General features: G+C 55.2%; 16 protein-coding genes. 9 read left to right on the forward strand and 7 right to left on the reverse strand.

The annotated features are described in order from the left end of the window. Positions 1-32: 32 nt before the first annotated feature. A complete protein-coding gene (gene kdsA / locus AC0XWG_RS17220; RefSeq protein ID WP_028018750.1) occupies positions 33-887 on the forward strand; it encodes a 3-deoxy-8-phosphooctulonate synthase in 855 nt (284 codons plus the stop codon). Between the two features lie 48 nt (positions 888-935). Here the strand turns inward: kdsA and chaA are convergent, their stop codons facing one another. Continuing rightward, positions 936-2,036: a sodium-potassium/proton antiporter ChaA gene (gene chaA / locus AC0XWG_RS17225; RefSeq protein WP_024907071.1), complete on the reverse strand. Its 1,101-nt coding sequence runs from the start codon at positions 2,034-2,036 to the stop codon at positions 936-938. Positions 2,037-2,306: 270 nt separating this feature from the next. Here chaA and chaB point away from each other — a divergent pair, with 270 nt between their 5' ends. Further along, positions 2,307-2,537, forward strand: a complete 231-nt coding sequence (chaB, locus tag AC0XWG_RS17230) for a putative cation transport regulator ChaB (protein WP_114976998.1) — start codon at positions 2,307-2,309, stop codon at positions 2,535-2,537. 177 nt (positions 2,538-2,714) lie between these two features. Further along, a complete protein-coding gene (locus AC0XWG_RS17235; protein ID WP_028018752.1) occupies positions 2,715-3,410 on the forward strand; it encodes a gamma-glutamylcyclotransferase in 696 nt (231 codons plus the stop codon). Positions 3,411-3,440: 30 nt separating this feature from the next. On the opposite strand, the gene AC0XWG_RS17240 is transcribed toward AC0XWG_RS17235, so the two are convergent. From AC0XWG_RS17240 to AC0XWG_RS17250, 3 genes are all read right to left on the reverse strand, one after another. Beyond that, positions 3,441-3,680, reverse strand: coding sequence for a DUF1883 domain-containing protein (locus AC0XWG_RS17240; RefSeq protein WP_010432930.1), 240 nt, complete (start codon positions 3,678-3,680; stop codon positions 3,441-3,443). A 211-nt stretch (positions 3,681-3,891) separates the two neighbouring features. Continuing rightward, positions 3,892-5,676, reverse strand: coding sequence for a methyl-accepting chemotaxis protein (locus tag AC0XWG_RS17245; RefSeq protein ID WP_028018753.1), 1,785 nt, complete (start codon positions 5,674-5,676; stop codon positions 3,892-3,894). Positions 5,677-5,782: 106 nt separating this feature from the next. Further along, complete coding sequence (locus AC0XWG_RS17250) at positions 5,783-6,136, reverse strand: DsrE/DsrF/TusD sulfur relay family protein (protein ID WP_049005091.1); 354 nt, start codon at positions 6,134-6,136, stop codon at positions 5,783-5,785. Between the two features lie 177 nt (positions 6,137-6,313). Between AC0XWG_RS17250 and AC0XWG_RS17255 the strand changes: the two genes are divergently transcribed. Next, entirely contained in the window at positions 6,314-7,720 is a 1,407-nt protein-coding gene (locus AC0XWG_RS17255; protein WP_475680854.1) for a YchO/YchP family invasin, read from the forward strand. Positions 7,721-7,723: 3 nt separating this feature from the next. On the opposite strand, the gene narL is transcribed toward AC0XWG_RS17255, so the two are convergent. Continuing rightward, positions 7,724-8,374: a two-component system response regulator NarL gene (gene narL / locus AC0XWG_RS17260; protein WP_028018756.1), complete on the reverse strand. Its 651-nt coding sequence runs from the start codon at positions 8,372-8,374 to the stop codon at positions 7,724-7,726. Next, positions 8,367-10,163, reverse strand: a complete 1,797-nt coding sequence (gene narX, locus AC0XWG_RS17265; protein WP_108089732.1) for a nitrate/nitrite two-component system sensor histidine kinase NarX — start codon at positions 10,161-10,163, stop codon at positions 8,367-8,369. The genes narL and narX overlap by 8 nt, the downstream gene beginning before the upstream one ends. 309 nt (positions 10,164-10,472) lie before the next feature. Here narX and AC0XWG_RS17270 point away from each other — a divergent pair, with 309 nt between their 5' ends. The 5 genes from AC0XWG_RS17270 to narI all read left to right on the forward strand — a co-directional run bounded on the left by AC0XWG_RS17270 (position 10,473) and on the right by narI (position 18,910). Then, positions 10,473-11,870, forward strand: coding sequence for a NarK family nitrate/nitrite MFS transporter (locus AC0XWG_RS17270; RefSeq protein ID WP_049005094.1), 1,398 nt, complete (start codon positions 10,473-10,475; stop codon positions 11,868-11,870). Between the two features lie 380 nt (positions 11,871-12,250). Next, positions 12,251-15,994: a nitrate reductase subunit alpha gene (locus AC0XWG_RS17275; protein ID WP_475680855.1), complete on the forward strand. Its 3,744-nt coding sequence runs from the start codon at positions 12,251-12,253 to the stop codon at positions 15,992-15,994. Next, positions 15,991-17,526: a nitrate reductase subunit beta gene (narH, locus tag AC0XWG_RS17280; protein ID WP_128347577.1), complete on the forward strand. Its 1,536-nt coding sequence runs from the start codon at positions 15,991-15,993 to the stop codon at positions 17,524-17,526. Before AC0XWG_RS17275 ends, narH begins: the two co-directional genes overlap by 4 nt. After that, on the forward strand, positions 17,523-18,233 hold the full coding sequence (gene narJ / locus AC0XWG_RS17285) for a nitrate reductase molybdenum cofactor assembly chaperone (RefSeq protein ID WP_028018761.1): 711 nt from the start codon (positions 17,523-17,525) through the stop codon (positions 18,231-18,233). Before narH ends, narJ begins: the two co-directional genes overlap by 4 nt. Beyond that, positions 18,233-18,910 carry a respiratory nitrate reductase subunit gamma gene (gene narI / locus AC0XWG_RS17290; RefSeq protein ID WP_108089734.1) on the forward strand — a complete coding sequence of 226 codons (678 nt, stop codon included), beginning with the start codon at positions 18,233-18,235 and terminating at the stop codon, positions 18,908-18,910. Before narJ ends, narI begins: the two co-directional genes overlap by 1 nt. Here narI and AC0XWG_RS17295 read toward each other — a convergent pair. Further along, entirely contained in the window at positions 18,907-19,803 is an 897-nt protein-coding gene (locus tag AC0XWG_RS17295) for a DMT family transporter (RefSeq protein WP_475681116.1), read from the reverse strand. The two genes, narI and AC0XWG_RS17295, sit on opposite strands and share 4 nt — an antisense overlap. Positions 19,804-19,811: the final 8 nt, after the last annotated feature.

The raw sequence follows: 19,811 nt of genomic DNA on the forward strand, positions 1-19,811 counted from the left end.
AATTCCGATTCACACCTGAATAAGGCGATCCTATGAAACAAAAAGTGGTTAGCATTGGTGATATCAACGTGGCAAACGACCTGCCGTTCGTGCTGTTTGGCGGTATGAACGTGCTGGAATCCCGCGATCTCGCTATGCGTATCTGCGAACACTACGTGACTGTGACCCAGAAACTGGGTATCCCGTACGTGTTTAAAGCCTCTTTTGACAAAGCCAACCGCTCCTCCATCAACTCTTACCGTGGCCCGGGCCTGGAAGAGGGAATGAAAATTTTCCAGGAGCTGAAACAGACCTTTGGCGTGAAAGTGATCACCGACGTGCATGAGGCCGCTCAGGCGCAGCCTGTGGCCGATGTGGTAGATGTTATCCAACTGCCGGCGTTCCTGGCTCGCCAGACTGACCTGGTTGCCGCGATGGCGAAAACCGGTGCGGTGATCAACGTGAAAAAACCACAGTTCGTGAGCCCGGGTCAGATGGGCAACATCGTCGATAAGTTTATCGAAGGTGGCAACGACAAAGTTATTCTGTGCGATCGTGGTTCAAACTTCGGTTACGACAACCTGGTTGTGGACATGCTGGGCTTCAGCGTGATGAAGAACGTCTCTAATCAGTCTCCGGTGATCTTCGACGTGACGCACGCACTGCAGTGCCGCGATCCGTTTGGTGCTGCCTCCGGCGGACGCCGTGCCCAGGTTACCGAGCTGGCGCGCGCCGGTATGGCAACCGGCCTGGCGGGTCTGTTTATCGAAGCGCACCCGGATCCGGCTAACGCGAAATGCGACGGTCCATCCGCGCTGCCGCTGGATAAACTGGAGCCGTTCCTGAAACAGATCAAAGCGATTGACGATCTGGTGAAGAGCTTCGACGAGCTGGATACCAGCAACTAATAAAAAAACCCGCTTCGGCGGGTTTTTTTATGGGGCATGGTAAAAAGACTACGCAAATATCGTCATCAGATACGCAATAAACAACGCCATATGCGCCGCGCCGTTCAGCACATTGGTACGTCCGGTCGAGAACGAAATCTGACACAACAACAGTGATGCCACCATCACGATCATCTCTGGCGCACCCAGCGCAAACTGCAGCTCATTACCGGTCATAAAGGCAATCAGCGTCACCACTGGTACGGTAAGCGAAATCGTCGCCAGCACGGAGCCGAAGAACAGGTTCATTGCGCGTTGCACCTGATTATTCAGTACCGCTTTCAGCGCGCCCAGTCCTTCAGGGGACAGAATCAACAGCGCTACCAGGAAGCCGGTAAAGGCCACCGGCGCGTTCAACTCGGTTAACAGCGTCTCCAGCGGATTGGCGTTCATCTTGGTGACCGCGATAACCGCAATCAGATGCACGATCAGCCAAACCGTGTGCCACGCGCTGCTGTGGGCCGACGGTTTACCGTGATGCGGGTCGTCATCGTCGCTGTCGTCTTCATGCTCATACACAAACAGACTCTGGTGCGTTTTGGTCTGAATCAGCAGGAATACGCCGTACATGGCCGCAGAAATCAGCGCAACCAGCAATGCCTGACCGGTGGAGAAGTTCGCGCCCGGCAGCGCCATCGGGAACACCAGCACGATAATCGCCAGCGGGAAGAGGGCAATCAGATACTGTTTAATGCCGAACAGGTTCATATACTGGGTCGCGAATTTACGACCACCCAATAACAGCGAGAAGCCCACCAGACCGCCTGTCACAATCATAATGATTGAGTAGAGCGTATCGCGCATCAGCGTCGGTGCGGCATCACCGGTCGCCATCAGCGCAGAGATCAGGCTAACTTCGAGGATAACAACGGAAAGACTAAGAATTAACGAACCGTACGGCTCGCCCAGACGGTGGGCTAATACGTCGGCATGGCGAACGACGCTAAAGGCGCTGGTTAAAATACCAACCAGAGCAAGAATATTGATACCAACCACCACTGGCAGTGACTGACTGCTTCCCCAGAAGAGCAGCACAGCCAGTGCCAGAACCGGGAAAATGAGTGACGTCTCCTTGTGGCGGGTCTTTACCGCCTCGTGTGTTGCTGTCATGTGCTTCTCCATCAATGCAGGTGCTTGTAATTATAGATAGATTTTTGAGGTCATTAAACTAACAGATCTCTGTTAAATACCCCTAAATTTTTACTTAGTTTTACCCTTTGTGATAATTTTTATCTTTGATGCATATAAGATGCGATCTTCATTAAATATATTTTAAATATCATTGCATTATGAATGTAATGTCTTCAGAAACTTTTACCGACTGGCACCAAGACATATCGTCATCCACACTTATCTCTTTAACTAAAAGAGAGGTTAGCGATGCCCTATAAAACGAAACGCGAATTACCTGATAACGTGCAAAACGTGCTGCCCGCGCATGCGCAGGATATCTACAAAGAAGCGTTTAATAGCGCCTGGGAACAATACAAAGATAAAGAAGATCGCCGGGATGATGCGAGCCGTGAAGAGACGGCGCACAAAGTCGCCTGGGCCGCAGTAAAACATGAATATGAGAAAGGAGACGACGATAAATGGCATAAAAAGAAATAGCCGTGAAATTATTCGCTGCCTTCATTTTGACTTTTCAGGCGGTTGAACTTCCGTTGTATTGCAACTGGTCCGCTAATTGCTTATCGTTATTTAACTGCTGGCAAAATGACCAGCACCTAAGGCCGGGAAGGCGAATTACAGATGTCGCAAGGAAGCATGCAGTGGCGGAGGTGTAAAGTGTTAACGCGTGATTTCTTAATGAAGGCAGATTGTAAGACGGCATTTGGTGCTATTGAGGAATCGCTTCTCTGGTCGGCTGAACAACGTGCGGCGTCACTCGCTGCCACGCTTGCCTGCCGCCCGGATGATGGCCCGGTATGGATTTTTGGCTACGGCTCTCTGATGTGGAACCCGGCTCTGGAATTTGTCGAATCGGCAACGGGAACGCTGCCGGGCTGGCACCGCGCATTTTGCCTGCGTCTGACGGCCGGGCGTGGCAGTGCGTGTCAACCTGGGCGCATGCTTGCACTGAAAGAGGGCGGACGCACCACGGGCGTGGCTTATCGCCTCCCGGATGCCACGCTGGAAGAGGAGCTCACGCTGCTCTGGAAGCGCGAGATGATTACCGGCTGCTATATGCCGAGCTGGTGCAAGCTGGAACTGGACGACGGACGTACCGTCAATGCGCTGGTCTTTATTATGGATCCGCGCCATCCGCTGTATGAAGCGGATACCCGTACGCAGGTAATTGCCCCGCTGATTGCTGCCGCCAGTGGCCCGCTGGGTACTAACGCGCAGTATCTCTTCTCTCTTGATGACGAGCTGACACGCCTCGGTATGAAGGACGACTGTCTGAACGAACTGGTGGTGAAGGTGAAGGCACTTCTGGAAGGGAACCCGCTCAACAGCTCGCTGCGACCGGGTTTTGCCTGAGAATACGCCCGGCTCGCCGGGCGTTTAATGTTATGCTGCTACGTAGCTGACAGAATGCTCCAGTGACTGACTGTGGCTGTCAATCAGGACATCCCATGTGCCGGTATAGGGCACCGTAAGCCAGGCTTTATCATCCTGCACGGTCAGAATATCTGCCTGCGATTGTTTTTGTGCTTTTGAACTCATCAGATGAATACGGCAGCGCTCTGAACAACGAACCACTACCGTATCCCCGCCAAACAGTTTCAAACTTGTTTTTACCAGTGCCATTTTTTACCCCGTAGTCTTAAACAACGCTCTCCCTGCAGCCATATCCGAGCGTGATGTTGTTCACAATTCACTCATTGCATAACACCAAAGGGGAGGGGCCGGGATGCTGATTTTGATCAAAAAATGGCATAACGATTAAACAAAAATGACAAAATCCCTAAAAATTTCAGCTGGCGCGCGTTTTACCCGCTAAACGCGCGCCGGGATAAAATTAAATGCGGAAATGTCCGGCGGTTTCAGCAAGGTCACCCGCCTGGCTCTGCAGGGCGCCCGCGGCGGCGGCGGATTGCACAACCAGCTCGGCGTTCTGCTGTACCATTCTGTCGAGATGGGTTACCGCATGGTTGATCTCATGGATACCTTTCATTTGCTCGCTGGTGGCGATGGAGATTTCACGCATGATGCCCGAGACGCTGCCGATGCTGGCGCGGATTTCATTCATGCTTTCCCCTGCCAGATGCACGTAACGGGAGCCCGTTGCCACGCTGTCAGTGGTGGAATCGATAAGCGATTTGATCTCTTTCGCCGCCTGAGCGCTACGGCTTGCCAGGTTACGCACCTCTCCTGCCACCACGGCAAACCCACGCCCTTGTTCCCCGGCTCGTGCTGCTTCCACCGAGGCGTTCAGCGCCAGAATATTGGTCTGGAAGGCAATGCCGTCAATTACGCTGGTGATATCGCCAATTTTTGCGGATGCCACTTCGATGGACTGCATGGTGCTGATTGCCTGCGATACCACCTCTCCACCGCGCGCCGCGGCCGCTGAGGCTTTGCTCGCCTGGTCGTTGGCTTCTGCGGCAGACTCATTCGATTGGGTCACGGAGGCGGTGATCTGCTCCACGGCACTGGCGGTCTCGCGCAGGCTGGATGCCGCCTGTTCGGTGCGTCCGGAAAGATCCTGGTTACCAGCCGCAATTTCCTGCGCGGCATTTTTTACCGATGCGCTGGCATCACGGAGCTGTACCATGACGACGGAGAGCTTATCGCTGAAGGCGTTAAACGCTTGTGCAATCTGCGCGACTTCGTCTTCACCATCATCCGGCAGGCGCTGCGACAGGTCGTTAGTCCCGTTAGCAATGTTGTGCATCGCGTCGCGGATGTCAGACAGTCGCTTCAGCAGACGGGCAATCAGGAAGTGAACAATAGCGGCGCTCAGCAGAGCCAGGATCACCAGCGAGATAGCCGACGCTTTAAGCAGGGAACGCATGCCGGATGTCGCATCGCCATTGTCGAGGGCGACAACTAACATCCAGTTAGTGCCTGGCACGGCCGTCGCAACAAAGGTTTTTTCTTTGTCATCGAATGTGCCGTCAACCGGATTACCGCTTTTCAGCGCCGCAAAATCGATACCTTTGATCGTCTCGGCAAACGGTTTAAGCGTCAGCGCCGGATCATTGGCAGCAATCACGGTGCCATCGCTGGTCAGAAGTAATCCACTACTTGCCGGGGTCGGATGGATCCCGCGCACGTTAGCGACTACGCTATCCATGGCCACATCGCCTGCTACCACGGCTTTCAGGGTGCCATTTTCTTTCACCGGCACGGCGAACGTCACCACCAGCTTCCCGGTACCGGCATCTACGTAAGGTGCGGTGACGACCGGGGCGTCCTGGCTTACCACCTGCTGATACCAGGGGCGAATGGTCGGGTCATAATCCGCGGGGACGCCCGCTGGGTCAGAGAATTTGGCTGTCTTGCTGGCATAGCCAACATAGACGTTGGTGAATCCCCCCGCCTGCGCAAGCTGTTTGAATACCGGAACCGGATCGTCACTCAGCGCCACGGTCTGAGCGGAGGCGATCACCGTCATTTTGCTTTTTACCCAGTCGGCAATCGCCATGTTATGGCTGGCGCTGGTGCTGGTCAGGATATCGCGCTGTGACTGCTGGTTATCCTGACGCGTGACCTGGAAGTTGATAACGGTATTAAGGAGAAGGGCGACGACCAGACAGCCTGCCGTCGCGGCGATGATGCGTGCACGAATCGATCTGAACATAAGTGAAATACCTGCTGTGTTGTTTCCATGCCTATCGGCAACCTTGCAGGTAAACTTGATGCTGAAACCGCGTCCATAAGAAAATAATATTTTTACGGGTTTATTATTAAAAAGTTAATACTTTATCGGCGGACAGCGTCCACTCGGCCAGCTCAACCAGCGTACCAATCTCTACACCATCAATCAGCGGCAGCCCGGTAATGCCGCGGCCGTCGGTGCAGGTCTTGCACAGCTTCACCGGCACATTTTGCGCGGTGAGGATCTCCAGCATTTGCTGAATGTTGTAGCCTTCTGCAGGTTTCTGTCCCTTCAGCCCGGCAGTGACCGCGTCCGACATTAAAAAGAGCCGTAACTCCAGTTCGCTCTCTTTATCGCGGAGTGCGATAGCCAGACGCAGGCTGTTAAAAAGGGATTCGCTGCCGTAAGCCGCACCGTTGGCGATGATCACTATCTTCTGCATGTTGACTCCTGTTCTTAAAAAGGCACGAATAATATAGGGTTTACCAAGTTTACGCCGTCTACAGCCGACAATAAACTTCAGGATATTCCTGAAATTTCCCGTAAGGCTGCAATTCTTTCTTAATAGCGTTAAGGTAAGAGCGTCTTTAACAAAACCCAGGCGCTAAACCCGACGTTGATGGCTGTATCGTCCTGCATTCGCTTTCTGTTATTACTCCCCCTTCTTACGGCGGGAGCCGTTCACGGTGCCCCGAATTCCTTTATGCATCAGGCAGAAAATCCCTTTGATAACAACGGGGATAGTTTGCCCGATCTCGGTATGGCCCCCCCAACTGGCGAGGGAGAAAAACACCTGGCCGAAATGGCAAAAGCGTTTGGTGAAGCCAGTATGACCGATAACGGTCTGACCACGGGCGAGCAGGCGCGCCAGTTTGCGTTTGGTCAGGTACGTGATGCGGTGAGTGGGGAAGTGAACCAGCAGATTGAATCCTGGCTCTCCCCGTGGGGTAACGCCAGCGTAAACTTGCTGGTGAATGACGACGGTAAATTTAACGGCAGTAGCGGGAGCTGGTTTATCCCCTGGAATGATAACAACCGTTACCTGAGCTGGAGTCAGTTTGGCGTGACGCAGCAGACGGATGGCCTGGTCAGTAACGCCTGGGTAGGTCAGCGCTGGATCGCCGGCAAGTGGTTGCTGGGCTACAACACGTTTTACGATAACCTGCTGGATGAAAACCTGCAGCGTGCCGGGCTGGGCGCGGAAGCGTGGGGTGAAAATCTGCGTCTGTCTGCTAACTACTATCAGCCGTTTGCCAGCTGGCGTGACAGCTCGGACGTACAGGAGCAGCGCATGGCGCGTGGGTATGATGTCACCGCCAAAGCCTGGTTGCCGTGGTTCCATCATCTGAACACCAGCGTTAGCTTCGAGCAATACTTTGGCGATAACGTCGACCTGTTCAATACCGGAACCGGCTATCACAACCCTGTCGCGGTAAATCTGGGGCTCAACTATACCCCTGTTCCGCTGGTCACATTGACGGCCGCCCATAAGCAGGGAGAGAGTGGCGTCAGTCAAAATAATCTCGGGCTGAAGCTTAACTATCGCTTCGGCGTACCGCTTATAAAGCAGGTCTCTGCCGGAGAAGTCGCCGCCACGCGCTCCCTGCGCGGGAGCCGCTACGACTCGCCGGAGCGGGACAACCTGCCTGTTATGGAGTTCCGCCAGCGCAAAACGTTATCGGTGTATCTGGCTACGCCACCGTGGGATCTGAAAGGGGGCGAGACCGTGATGCTGAAGCTACAAATTCGCAGCACGCATGGTATTCGTCAGATCCACTGGCAGGGTGATACCCAGGCATTGAGCCTGACATCACCGGCGAACAGCAACAGCGGCGATGGCTGGAGTGTGATTATGCCTGCCTGGGATAGCCGGGAAGGGGCAACTAACCGCTGGCACTTGTCGGCAGTGGTAGAAGATGAGAAAGGCCAGCGCGTCTCTTCCAATGAGATCACGCTTATCGTGGTGCAACCGCTGGTCGCATTACCCAGCGACGACCCGCGCTGGAGGCTGCTGCCGGATGAGTAATGCTTAAAAAATCCGTTCCTGATGTACCCACACAGCGGCTTCAACGCGGGATTTTAACTTCATTTTCTTCAGCATGTGCTTCACATGTACTTTGACCGTGCTTTCGGTGATATCCAGGCGGCGGGCAATCATCTTGTTTGGCAGACCCTGAGCAATCAGCTTGAGAATGTCGCGCTCGCGTGGCGTTAACTGACTGACGTCGCGATCGGAGGTGGCGCGGTTGGCGCGCAGGCTGGCGGCCAGTACCGGCGTTAATGCTTCGCTCAGCACCATCTCACCTGCGGCAGCCTGTTGCAGCGCTTTAAGCAGATCTTCCGGCTCCATATCTTTCAGCAGATAGCCGTCCGCGCCACGCTTCAGCGCTGTGACCACATCTTCTTCATGGTTCGACACGCTAAAGACCACCACGCGACCGGAAAGGGATTTTTCCCGCAGCTTGTCGAGGGTTTCCAGACCGTTCATGCCGGGCATATTGAGATCAAGCAGGATCAGATCGGGATCAAGCGCTTCGGCAAGCTCAATGCCTTGTTCACCGTTGCTGGCTTCGCCTACGACGGTGATATCGGGTGCCATGCTGACCAGCTGTTTCACGCCAGTACGCAGCATCGGATGGTCGTCGATCAACAGAATTGATGCCGGTTCCTGATTAGTCATGGGTTTCTCCTTGAGCAGTAGTGAGCGGTTTCTCGGGAATAAAGGTGACAACAACTTCCGTGCCACCTGTCTCTCTCCGGCGAACCTGGCAATCACCGCGCAGGCTTTGGGCGCGGTCTCGCATGATGATTAAACCATAGTGGTTAGTTCGTTCGGCATTTTCCGGCACGCCGCGGCCGTTGTCATGAACCGTGAGCCTGACCTGATTGGCGTGCTGGCTGACGGTGACGGTTACCGCCGTCGCGCTGGCATGTTTGAGCACGTTACTCAACGCTTCACGGGCGATTTGCAGTAAATGAATGGCCTGATGCGACGGAACAAACCGTGGCGGCAGTTGGTAATCCAGCTTCACCGGGAACCCCAATCGGGCGCTAAATTCGTGACAGCTGGATTCCAGGGCGGGGCGCAGGCCCGGTTCAGTGAGCTGCAGACGGAAAGTGGTCAGCAGTTCACGAAGTTGCACCCAGGAGGTATTCAGCTCGTTGCGGATCTGGCTCAGCAGCTGTTTATTACTTTCCGGCATCTCCGTATCCTGCATTTGCAGGCAGCTCACCTGCATTTTCATACAGGAGAGCGACTGGGCGATGGAGTCGTGAAGCTCGCGGGCGATGGTTGCGCGCTCTTCCATGACGATCAGCTGCTGCTGTTTTTCCTGATGACGGTCGAGCGCCAGCGTGGCCGTCAACTGTTCAACCAGCGTATCAACCAGCTGCTGCTGGTCGTGACTCAGATGACGCCCGGCCGGCAGGGTTGCCAGCAGAATGCCATACTGGGTGTGGTTGTCCGTCAACCGCCACTTCAGCGTGGTGCCGCTTGACGTCAACGGCGGCAAACCGCGAGGACAAAGATGGCAGCCTTTGTCATCACAGGACATATCGGACTGACAGGTAAATTCCTGATGATTTTCCTCATCTTCAACATCGTAGACCCGAAGCTCCAGGTCACGGAGTAAGGTCAGATTTTGCAGACCATTCAGTACCGGTGAGAGACGCTCACAGAGCGGTACCTGCATATGCAAACGACGGTTGGCTTGCCACAGGAAGGAGAGCATCTCGTTTTTCTGCTCCAGTCCGGCCGTTTTTTCCTGAACGCGCTGCTCCAGCACCGCGTAGCTTTCGGAGAGCTCTGCCGACATGGTGTTGAGCGCCTGGCCGAGCATCGCCATCTCGTTGCGCCCGCTGATATGCGTGCGCTGGGTAAAATCGCGTGCGGTGACCGCTCGGGCCATCGCCAGCAGCTGTTTCCAGGGATTCAGCAGCCGTGCACGCAGCCAGACAATCGTGAAGATGAGTAATAGCCCCATACACAGCGCCATTGCACGGTGCATCATCACTACCCGGTCAATCCGTAATTCGGTGGTTTGGTCAAATGCGGAGACCAGGGAATCAATGCGTGATACGAAACCTGCAACGTCATGCGCAACCGCTTCTGGACTGCGCGCCTGCTTCAGCCCTGGCTGCAGTTGGTTATGCCAGTAACCCTGGAGTGCTTTAAGCTGAGATTGCTGACCGGCGCGAATGGCGGCGTTTTCCAGTTCCGGGCTGAACGCCGTGCGTTCCATTTCATCGATGAGGTGCTGATCGCCCTGCGTCAGAGGAACCGATGCCAGCAGACGGTAACTCTGCATACGTAGCGAGCCTGCCTCATTGATGGCATGCGCGTTACCCTGTACTCCCTGTACCAGCCAGCCAGAGATCGCCATGCCCGTCACGCCGATGGCGGTGGACAGCAAAACGATCAGCGCGACCTGATTCACGAGTGTCAGTGGAGATAAACATCTTTTTAACATAGAGTTGCCGTGCTCCTGACGTGGCCTGCTTGCAGGAATGGCGCTATTCTGGTGCATACCCTGGAGTATACCCATACCAATAAAGGATTACTCCCAAATTGCCAACGGAGTAACGGGAAGGGGGTGGGGGTAGCAAGGAAACGTCAGCACCGTGAAAAACCACATCTTTTTTACCGTAATAACCTACTCATTAAGGATGAGAGCTTTTTTTGCGCCGCAAATCCTCCCACTTTTCCTTTGATTTATATCAACTTACCGCCGCTCTAAAACCCTAATGTTTGCAGCATCATTCGAGAATCAGAGGTGTCTATGAGTCACTCATCCGCTCCCGAAAGGGAAAATGGTGCCGTTATTACAGACTGGCGTCCAGAGGATCCGGCGTTCTGGCAACAGCGCGGCCATCGTGTAGCAAGCCGGAATCTGTGGATTTCCGTTCCGTGCTTGTTGTTAGCGTTTTGCGTCTGGATGTTGTTTAGTGCGGTGGCGGTAAACCTGCCAAAAGTCGGTTTTACCTTTACAACCGATCAGCTGTTTATGTTGACCGCGCTGCCGTCTTTATCCGGCGCATTGCTGCGAGTGCCTTACGCGTTTATGGTTCCGGTGTTTGGCGGCCGTCGCTGGACGGCATTCAGCACCGGTATCATGATCGTACCATGTGTCTGGCTCGGTTTTGCGGTGCAGGATACGTCTACCCCGTTTAGCGTGTTCGTGATTATCTCCTTGCTGTGTGGTTTTGCGGGTGCGAACTTCGCCTCCAGTATGGCAAACATCAGCTTCTTCTTCCCGAAAGCGAAACAGGGCGGCGCGCTGGGTATTAACGGCGGTCTCGGCAACATGGGCGTGAGCGTGATGCAGCTGATTGCACCGCTGGCGATCTCTGTCTCCATTTTCGCAGCGTTTGGCGGCGGTGGCGTTGAGCAAGCGGATGGATCTTCCCTGTATCTGCAAAACGCCTCCTGGATCTGGGTTCCGTTCCTGGTGATCTTCACTCTGGCAGCCTGGTTCTTTATGAACGATCTGTCAGCGTCAAAAGCGTCACTGAGCGAGCAGTTGCCGGTGCTGAAGCGCGGGCATCTGTGGGTAATGGCGCTGCTGTATCTGGCAACGTTCGGTTCGTTTATCGGATTCTCTGCGGGCTTCGCCATGCTGTCGAAAACGCAGTTCCCGGACATTCAGATCCTACAGTTTGCCTTCTTTGGGCCATTTATTGGTGCCCTGGCGCGTTCGCTGGGTGGCATGGTGTCTGACCGTCTGGGCGGGACGCGTGTGACGCTGGTGAACTTTGTGGTAATGGCTGTCTTCTGTGCGCTGCTGTTCCTGACGCTGCCAACTGACGGACAGGGGGGTAACTTCACCGCCTTCTTCGGTGTGTTTATGGTGCTGTTCCTGACTGCCGGGCTGGGCAGCGCTTCTACTTTCCAGATGATTTCCGTGATCTTCCGTAAACTGACCATGGATCGCGTAAAAGCGCAGGGTGGAACCGAAGAGCAGGCGATGCGTGAAGCGGCGACGGACACTGCGGCAGCGCTGGGCTTTATCTCTGCCATCGGCGCAATTGGCGGCTTCTTTATTCCGAAAGCGTTCGGTATCTCTCTTGACCTGACCGGTTCTCCGGCGGGGGCAATGAAAGTCTTTCTCGTCTTCTATATCGCCTGCGTTGTGATCACGTGGCTGGTATATGGCCGTAATACTAAGAAAAATAAGTAAGTTTGATTATCCGTTTACGCGGCCTTCGGGCCGCGTTTTTTTTGGCTCGTGAATAGTTACAACATACTGACGGGTTTGAAGAGGAAATCTGCGGGTAACACTGTGATCGCCATCGCTTTGCAGGTGGTTATACCCCTTAATACCTGGGATGTTAAATCGTCTTGTTCTTTTTATACGGAGAAATGAAAATATTCATATAAATCATCACCATATGGAAAATAAAAAGCTACCGCTTTGGTGGTATTCGCTCTAATACCTCGCCTGAAAGTCCCTCGTCGTCTTGATCGTTATCAATTCTCCCCCTCTTTCAGGGCGTTACCTTCGCTGCAAATCAGCAATGTCGATTTAGAGAGCCACAGGCTCCACACAGGAGATACCCGATGAGCAAATTTTTGGACCGGTTTCGCTACTTCAAGCAGAAGGGCGAAACCTTTGCCGATGGGCACGGCCAGGTTCTGGAGACTAACCGGGACTGGGAAGACGGTTACCGCCAGCGCTGGCAGCATGACAAAGTCGTCCGTTCGACCCACGGCGTGAACTGCACTGGCTCATGTAGCTGGAAGATTTTCGTTAAGAACGGTCTGGTGACCTGGGAAATGCAGCAGACCGACTATCCGCGCACTCGTCCGGATATGCCAAACCATGAGCCGCGCGGCTGCCCGCGTGGGGCGAGCTACTCCTGGTATCTCTACAGTGCTAACCGACTGAAATACCCGCTGATGCGCAAGCGCCTGATGAAAATGTGGCGTGAAGCGAAAGTCCAGCACAGCGATCCGGTTGATGCCTGGGCGTCGATTATCGAAGACGCTGACAAAGCGAAAAGTTTTAAGCAGGCTCGCGGCCGCGGTGGCTTTGTGCGTTCTTCCTGGAAAGAGGTGAACGAGCTGATTGCTGCCTCTAACGTCTACACCGTTAAGACCTACGGTCCGGATCGTGTAGCGGGCTTCTCACCCATCCCGGCGATGTCGATGGTCTCTTACGCCTCCGGGGCTCGCTATCTGTCACTTATCGGCGGTACCTGCCTGAGCTTCTACGACTGGTACTGCGACCTGCCGCCTGCATCTCCGCAGACCTGGGGCGAGCAGACCGACGTGCCGGAATCCGCCGACTGGTACAACTCCAGCTACATCATCGCCTGGGGCTCTAACGTGCCTCAGACCCGTACGCCGGATGCGCACTTCTTTACCGAAGTGCGTTACAAAGGTACCAAAACCGTAGCGGTGACCCCTGACTACGCGGAAATCGCCAAGCTCTGCGATCTGTGGCTGGCACCGAAGCAGGGTACCGATGCCGCGATGGCGATGGCGATGGGCCACGTCATGCTGCGTGAATTCCACCTGGATAAGCCTAGCCAGTACTTCACCGACTACGTGCGTCGTTACACTGACATGCCAATGCTGGTCATGCTGGAAGAGCGTGATGGCTACTACGCTGCAGGCCGTACGCTGCGTGCTGCCGATCTGGTGGACGCGCTGGGCCAGGAAAATAACCCTGAGTGGAAAACCGTTGCGTACACCAGCAACGGCGAGCTGGTGGCGCCAAACGGCTCTATCGGTTTCCGCTGGGGCGAGAAGGGTAAGTGGAATCTTGAGCAACGCAACGGCACGACCGGTGAAGAGACGGAACTGCGCCTGAGCATGCTGGGCAGTCAGGACGAGATCGCCGATGTGGGCTTCCCGTATTTCGGTGGTGAAGGTTCCGAGCACTTCAACAAGGTCGAGCTGCAGAACGTTCTGATGCATAAGCTGCCGGTAAAACGCCTGCAGCTGGCTGACGGCTCCACGGCGCTGGTCACCACCGTTTATGACCTGACCATGGCGAACTATGGTCTGGAACGTGGTCTGGGCGACGAAAACTGCGCAACTCACTACGACGAGGTGAAAGCCTACACCCCTGCGTGGGCGGAGCAGATCACTGGCGTTCCTCGGGCACAAATCACCCGTATCGCTCGTGAATTCGCAGAAAACGCCGACAAGACTCACGGTCGCTCCATGATCATCGTCGGTGCCGGTCTGAACCACTGGTATCACCTCGATATGAACTATCGTGGCCTGATCAATATGCTGATCTTCTGCGGCTGTGTCGGTCAGAGCGGCGGTGGCTGGGCGCACTACGTGGGCCAGGAAAAACTGCGTCCGCAGACCGGCTGGCAGCCGCTGGCGTTTGCCCTCGACTGGCAACGTCCGGCACGTCACATGAACAGCACATCCTACTTCTATAATCACTCCAGCCAGTGGCGTTACGAGACCGTAACCGCGCAAGAACTGCTCTCGCCAATGGCGGATAAATCCCGTTACAGCGGCCACCTGATCGATTTCAACGTGCGCGCAGAGCGCATGGGCTGGCTGCCATCGGCACCTCAACTGGGCACCAACCCACTGCGCATTGCAGAAGAGGCGAAGAAAGCGGGCATGTCGCCGGTGGGTTACACCGTTAAGTCTCTCAAAGACGGTTCCATTCGTTTCGCGGCAGAACAGCCGGAGAACGGTAAAAACCATCCGCGTAACCTGTTCATCTGGCGCTCCAACCTGCTGGGCTCGTCCGGTAAAGGGCACGAGTACATGCTGAAATATCTGCTGGGCACCGAGAACGGTATTCAGGGGAAAGATCTGGGCAAGCAGGGCGGCGTGAAGCCAGAAGAAGTGGAATGGAAAGATAACGGCCTGGACGGCAAGCTGGATCTGGTGGTGACCCTGGACTTCCGTCTGTCCAGCACCTGCCTGTACTCCGACATTGTGCTGCCAACCGCGACCTGGTATGAAAAAGACGACATGAATACCTCGGATATGCATCCGTTTATTCATCCGCTGTCTGCGGCCGTTGACCCTGCGTGGGAATCGAAAAGCGACTGGGATATCTACAAAGACATCGCGAAGACATTCTCTGAAGTCTGCGTCGGGCATCTGGGTAAAGAAACCGACGTGGTGACGCTGCCAATCCAGCACGACTCCGCCGCCGAACTGGCGCAACCGCTGGACGTGAAGGACTGGAAAAAGGGTGAATGTGACCTGATCCCGGGTGTCACCGCACCACACATTATTGCGGTTGAACGCGACTACCCGGCAACCTGGGAGCGCTTTACCTCTATCGGCCCGCTGATGGAGAAAATTGGTAACGGCGGGAAAGGGATCGCCTGGAATACCCAGAGCGAAATGGATCTGCTGCGCAAGCTTAACTACACCAAAGCGGACGGCCCGGCCAAAGGCCAGCCAATGCTGAACACGGCGATTGATGCCGCAGAGATGATCCTGACTCTGGCACCGGAAACCAACGGCCACGTGGCGGTGAAGGCCTGGGCGGCCCTGAGCGAGTTCACCGGTCGCGACCATACACACCTGGCGACGAATAAAGAGGAAGAGAAAATCCGCTTCCGCGATATTCAGGCCCAGCCGCGCAAGATTATCTCCAGCCCGACCTGGTCAGGCCTGGAAGATGAGCATGTGTCCTATAACGCGGGCTACACCAACGTTCACGAGCTGATCCCATGGCGCACCCTGTCAGGCCGCCAGTCGCTGTATCAGGATCACCAGTGGATGCGCGACTTCGGTGAAAGCCTGCTGGTGTACCGTCCGCCAATCGACACCCGCTCCGTGAAAGCCGTGATGGGCGCGAAATCGAACGGTAACCCTGAGAAGGCGCTGAACTTCCTGACGCCGCACCAGAAGTGGGGTATTCACTCCACCTACAGCGACAACCTGCTGATGCTGACCCTGTCGCGCGGCGGTCCGATTGTCTGGATGAGCGAAACGGATGCCAAAGATCTGGGTATTGAAGATAACGACTGGATCGAAGTGTTCAACAGCAACGGTGCCCTGACGGCGCGTGCGGTGGTGAGCCAGCGCGTACCGGCCGGGATGACCATGATGTACCACGCGCAGGAACGTATCGTTAATCTGCCGGGGTCAGAAATTACCGAGCAGCGCGGCGGGATCCACAACTCCGTGACCCGCATTACGCCGAAGCCGACCCATATGATCGGTGGCTATGCTCAGCTGGCCTACGGCTTTAACTACTACGGCACCGTAGGATCGAACCGCGATGAGTTCGTGGTGGTACGTAAGATGAAGAATATTAACTGGTTAGACGGCGAAGGTAATGACCAGGTACAGGAGAGCGTAAAATGAAAATTCGTTCACAAGTCGGCATGGTGCTGAATCTGGATAAATGCATCGGCTGCCATACCTGCTCGGTCACCTGTAAAAACGTCTGGACCAGCCGTGAAGGTATGGAATACGCCTGGTTCAACAACGTGGAAAGCAAGCCGGGCACCGGCTTCCCGACCGACTGGGAAAACCAGGAGAAGTGGAAGGGCGGCTGGATCCGTAAAATCAACGGCAAGCTGCAGCCGCGCATGGGTAACCGCGCTTGGCTTCTGGGAAAAATCTTCGCTAACCCGCATCTGCCGGGCATCGATGATTACTACGAGCCGTTTGACTACGACTACCAGAATCTGCACAACGCGCCGGAAGGCAAACACCAGCCGATCGCCCGTCCTCGCTCGCTGATTACCGGCCAGCGCATGGACAAGATCACCAGCGGTCCAAACTGGGAAGAGATTCTGGGCGGCGAGTTCGAGAAACGCGCCAAAGACCAGAACTTCGAGAACATGCAGAAGGCGATGTACGGCCAGTTCGAAAATACCTTCATGATGTATCTGCCGCGCCTGTGCGAGCACTGCCTCAACCCGGCGTGCGTGGCGACCTGCCCGAGCGGCGCCATCTACAAGCGTGAAGAAGACGGCATCGTGCTGATCGACCAGGATAAATGTCGCGGCTGGCGTATGTGCATCACCGGCTGCCCGTACAAAAAAATCTACTTCAACTGGAAGAGCGGGAAATCCGAGAAGTGCATCTTCTGTTATCCACGTATTGAAGCGGGGATGCCGACCGTTTGCTCTGAAAGCTGTGTAGGTCGTATTCGCTACCTCGGCGTGCTGCTGTATGACGCGGACGCGATTGAAAACGCCGCCAGCACCGAGCACGAGAAAGATCTGTATCAGCGTCAGCTGGACGTGTTCCTCGATCCTAACGATCCAAAAGTGATTGAACAGGCGCTGAAAGATGGCGTACCGCAGAGCGTGATCGACGCCGCACAGCAGTCTCCTGTGTACAAAATGGCAATGGACTGGAAGCTGGCGCTGCCGCTGCATCCGGAATACCGCACTCTGCCGATGGTCTGGTACGTGCCGCCTCTGTCGCCGATTCAGTCAGCTGCAGATGCGGGCGAACTGGGCAGCAACGGCATTCTGCCGGACGTGGAAAGCCTGCGTATTCCGGTTCAGTACCTGGCGAACCTGCTGACTGCCGGTGATACGCAGCCAATACTGCTGGCACTCAAGCGGATGCTGGCAATGCGCCACTTCAAACGTGCGGAAACGGTAGACGGTGTTATTGATACCCGTGCGCTGGAAGAGGTCGGTCTGAGTGAAGCGCAGGCGCAGGAGATGTACCGCTATCTGGCCATTGCCAACTACGAAGACCGTTTCGTAGTACCGAGCAGCCACCGTGAACTGGCTCGTGAAGCCTTCCCGGAGAAAAACGGCTGCGGCTTTACCTTTGGCGACGGTTGCCACGGGTCAGACAGCAAATTCAACCTGTTCAACAGCCGCCGCATCGACGCCATGGATGTGACCAGTAAAACGGAGCCGCACCCATGATTGAACTTGTTATCGTTTCTCGTTTGCTCGAGTACCCGGATGCTGCGCTTGTGCAGCATCAACAGGAACTTTTCGATGCACTCGCAGCATCTGAAAACCTGGATAAAGAGGATGCCCAGACATTGGGCATTTTCTTCCGGGACCTGTTAACGCGTGATCTTCTGGATGCGCAGGCGGATTACAGCCAACTGTTTGACCGGGGTCGCGCAACCTCTTTACTGCTGTTTGAACATGTTCACGGTGAATCCCGTGACCGTGGTCAGGCGATGGTTGACCTGATGGCGCAGTATGAGCAGCACGGCCTGCAACTCGACAGCCGCGAGCTGCCTGACCATCTGCCGCTGTATCTGGAGTATCTGGCGCAGTTGCCGAAAGAAGAGGCCCTCGGTGGTCTCCAGGACATCGCGCCGATCCTGGCGTTGCTCAGCGCGCGTCTTCAGCAGCGCGAGAGCCGCTATGCGGTACTGTTCGAGTTGCTGGTGAAACTGGCTAACGCATCTGTCGACAGTGAAAAAGTGGCGGAGAAAATCGCCGATGAAGCCCGCGACGATACGCCGCAGGCGCTGGATGCCGTCTGGGAAGAAGAACAGGTGAAATTCTTTGCTGACCAGAGCTGCGGCGAGTCTGAAATCTCGGCTCACCAGCGCCGTTTTGCCGGCGCTGTGGCCCCGCAATATTTGAATATCTCTAACGGAGGACGGCAATAATGCACTTCCTGAATATGTTCTTCTTTGACATCTACCCGTATATCGCGGGCACCGTGTTCCTGGTGGGAAGCTGGTTGCGTTATGACTACGGTCAGTACACCTGGCGCGCTGCCTCCAGCCAGATGCTGGATCGGAAAGGGATGCATGTGGGTTCTAACCTGTTCCACATCGGTATTCTGGGGATTTTTGCCGGTCACTTCCTCGGGATGCTGACGCCGCACTGGATGTATGAAGCGTGGCTGCCCATTGAGGTGAAGCAGAAGATGGCGATGATCGCAGGGGGCGCTTGCGGCGTGATGACGCTGGTGGGTGGTTTACTGCTGTTGAAACGCCGTCTGTTCAGCCCGCGTGTGCGTGCGACCACTACCGCAGCGGACATCCTCATCCTTTCCCTGCTGATGGTGCAGTGCGCGCTGGGCCTGCTGACCATTCCGTTCTCAGCACAGCATATGGACGGCAGCGAAATGATGAAGCTGGTCGGCTGGGCACAATCTGTGGTGACTTTCCACGGTGGTGCGTCGTCGCATCTGGACGGTGTGGCGTTTATCTTCCGCCTGCACCTGGTGCTGGGGATGACGCTGTTTGTGCTGTTCCCGTTCTCCCGACTGGTACATATCTGGAGCGCGCCGGTAGAGTATCTGACGCGCAAATACCAGATTGTACGCGCCCGTCGCTAATTTGCTGTTTTGATCCCAACCCCGCACTCGCGGGGTTTTTTTTCGCCCCAGCCCAGGTTATTGCCAGCCGCAGCAAACAATATCAGTGCGCCGCCCGCCAGCTGCGTCAGGTTCAGCGAGTGTCCGAATACCAGATTATCGACAATAATCGCTACCACCGGATAGATAAACGACAACGAGCCGGTAATGGGTGTAGGCAGCTTCTGGATCGCGCTATAGAGTAACTGATACATAATGCCGGTATGGACGATGCCCAGCGTCAACAAAATTGACCACGGAAAATCCCCTGATAATGAGAGCATGTGGGCAAAAGGCAGAAGCATTACCACGCCGGTCAGCACCTGAATAAAGGCAATATGCTGCGGCGCAATGGATCGTAGCTTACGAGCGATAATGGCGGTCACTGCGTAGAAGAAGGCTGCCGCCATTGCCAGACCGATACCCGTCAGCCAGTTGGCACTATGCGCTCCGGTCAGCTCACTGGAAAGCAATATCACCACACCGCCAAAGGCGAGGAACAGCCAACCCCATTTCACCAGGCTGACTCGTTCACCTAAAAACATCCCCATCAGCACCAGCATAAACGGCTGGGTGTTATACACCACAGTAGAAAGACCAATAGAGATTCGTTCATAGGCAGCGAAGAGCAGGAGCCAGTTCACCACGAGTGCCACACCACCGAGAATGGCCAGTAACAGTGTTGTACGGGTGAGGGGACTGAACGGCTTTTGACTCATCCGAACAAAAATAAACAGTGCGATGGCTCCGATAAGGCAGCGCCAGAACACAACTTCCGTTACTGGCAGACCGGAAAGTAAAACAAACGCGCCAATCGAGCCGGAAATTAACATCGCCAGGATCATTTGCCAGACGCCTTTATGTAAATCACGCATCATCCACC

The organism is Enterobacter sp. DVT3837, assembly GCF_056238685.1.

Excerpts from the sequence above, each read along its gene's own strand:
- kdsA (WP_028018750.1), top strand. The coding sequence starts at position 33 with ATGAAACAAAAAGTGGTTAGCATTGGTGATATCAACGTGGCAAACGAC.
- chaA (WP_024907071.1), bottom strand. The coding sequence starts at position 2,036 with ATGACAGCAACACACGAGGCGGTAAAGACCCGCCACAAGGAGACGTCA.
- chaB (WP_114976998.1), top strand. The coding sequence starts at position 2,307 with ATGCCCTATAAAACGAAACGCGAATTACCTGATAACGTGCAAAACGTG.
- AC0XWG_RS17240 (WP_010432930.1), bottom strand. The coding sequence starts at position 3,680 with ATGGCACTGGTAAAAACAAGTTTGAAACTGTTTGGCGGGGATACGGTA.
- AC0XWG_RS17245 (WP_028018753.1), bottom strand. The coding sequence starts at position 5,676 with ATGTTCAGATCGATTCGTGCACGCATCATCGCCGCGACGGCAGGCTGT.
- AC0XWG_RS17250 (WP_049005091.1), bottom strand. The coding sequence starts at position 6,136 with ATGCAGAAGATAGTGATCATCGCCAACGGTGCGGCTTACGGCAGCGAA.
- AC0XWG_RS17255 (WP_475680854.1), top strand. The coding sequence starts at position 6,314 with ATGGCTGTATCGTCCTGCATTCGCTTTCTGTTATTACTCCCCCTTCTT.
- narL (WP_028018756.1), bottom strand. The coding sequence starts at position 8,374 with ATGACTAATCAGGAACCGGCATCAATTCTGTTGATCGACGACCATCCG.
- narX (WP_108089732.1), bottom strand. The coding sequence starts at position 10,163 with ATGTTAAAAAGATGTTTATCTCCACTGACACTCGTGAATCAGGTCGCG.
- AC0XWG_RS17270 (WP_049005094.1), top strand. The coding sequence starts at position 10,473 with ATGAGTCACTCATCCGCTCCCGAAAGGGAAAATGGTGCCGTTATTACA.
- AC0XWG_RS17275 (WP_475680855.1), top strand. The coding sequence starts at position 12,251 with ATGAGCAAATTTTTGGACCGGTTTCGCTACTTCAAGCAGAAGGGCGAA.
- narH (WP_128347577.1), top strand. The coding sequence starts at position 15,991 with ATGAAAATTCGTTCACAAGTCGGCATGGTGCTGAATCTGGATAAATGC.
- narJ (WP_028018761.1), top strand. The coding sequence starts at position 17,523 with ATGATTGAACTTGTTATCGTTTCTCGTTTGCTCGAGTACCCGGATGCT.
- narI (WP_108089734.1), top strand. The coding sequence starts at position 18,233 with ATGCACTTCCTGAATATGTTCTTCTTTGACATCTACCCGTATATCGCG.
- AC0XWG_RS17295 (WP_475681116.1), bottom strand. The coding sequence starts at position 19,803 with ATGCGTGATTTACATAAAGGCGTCTGGCAAATGATCCTGGCGATGTTA.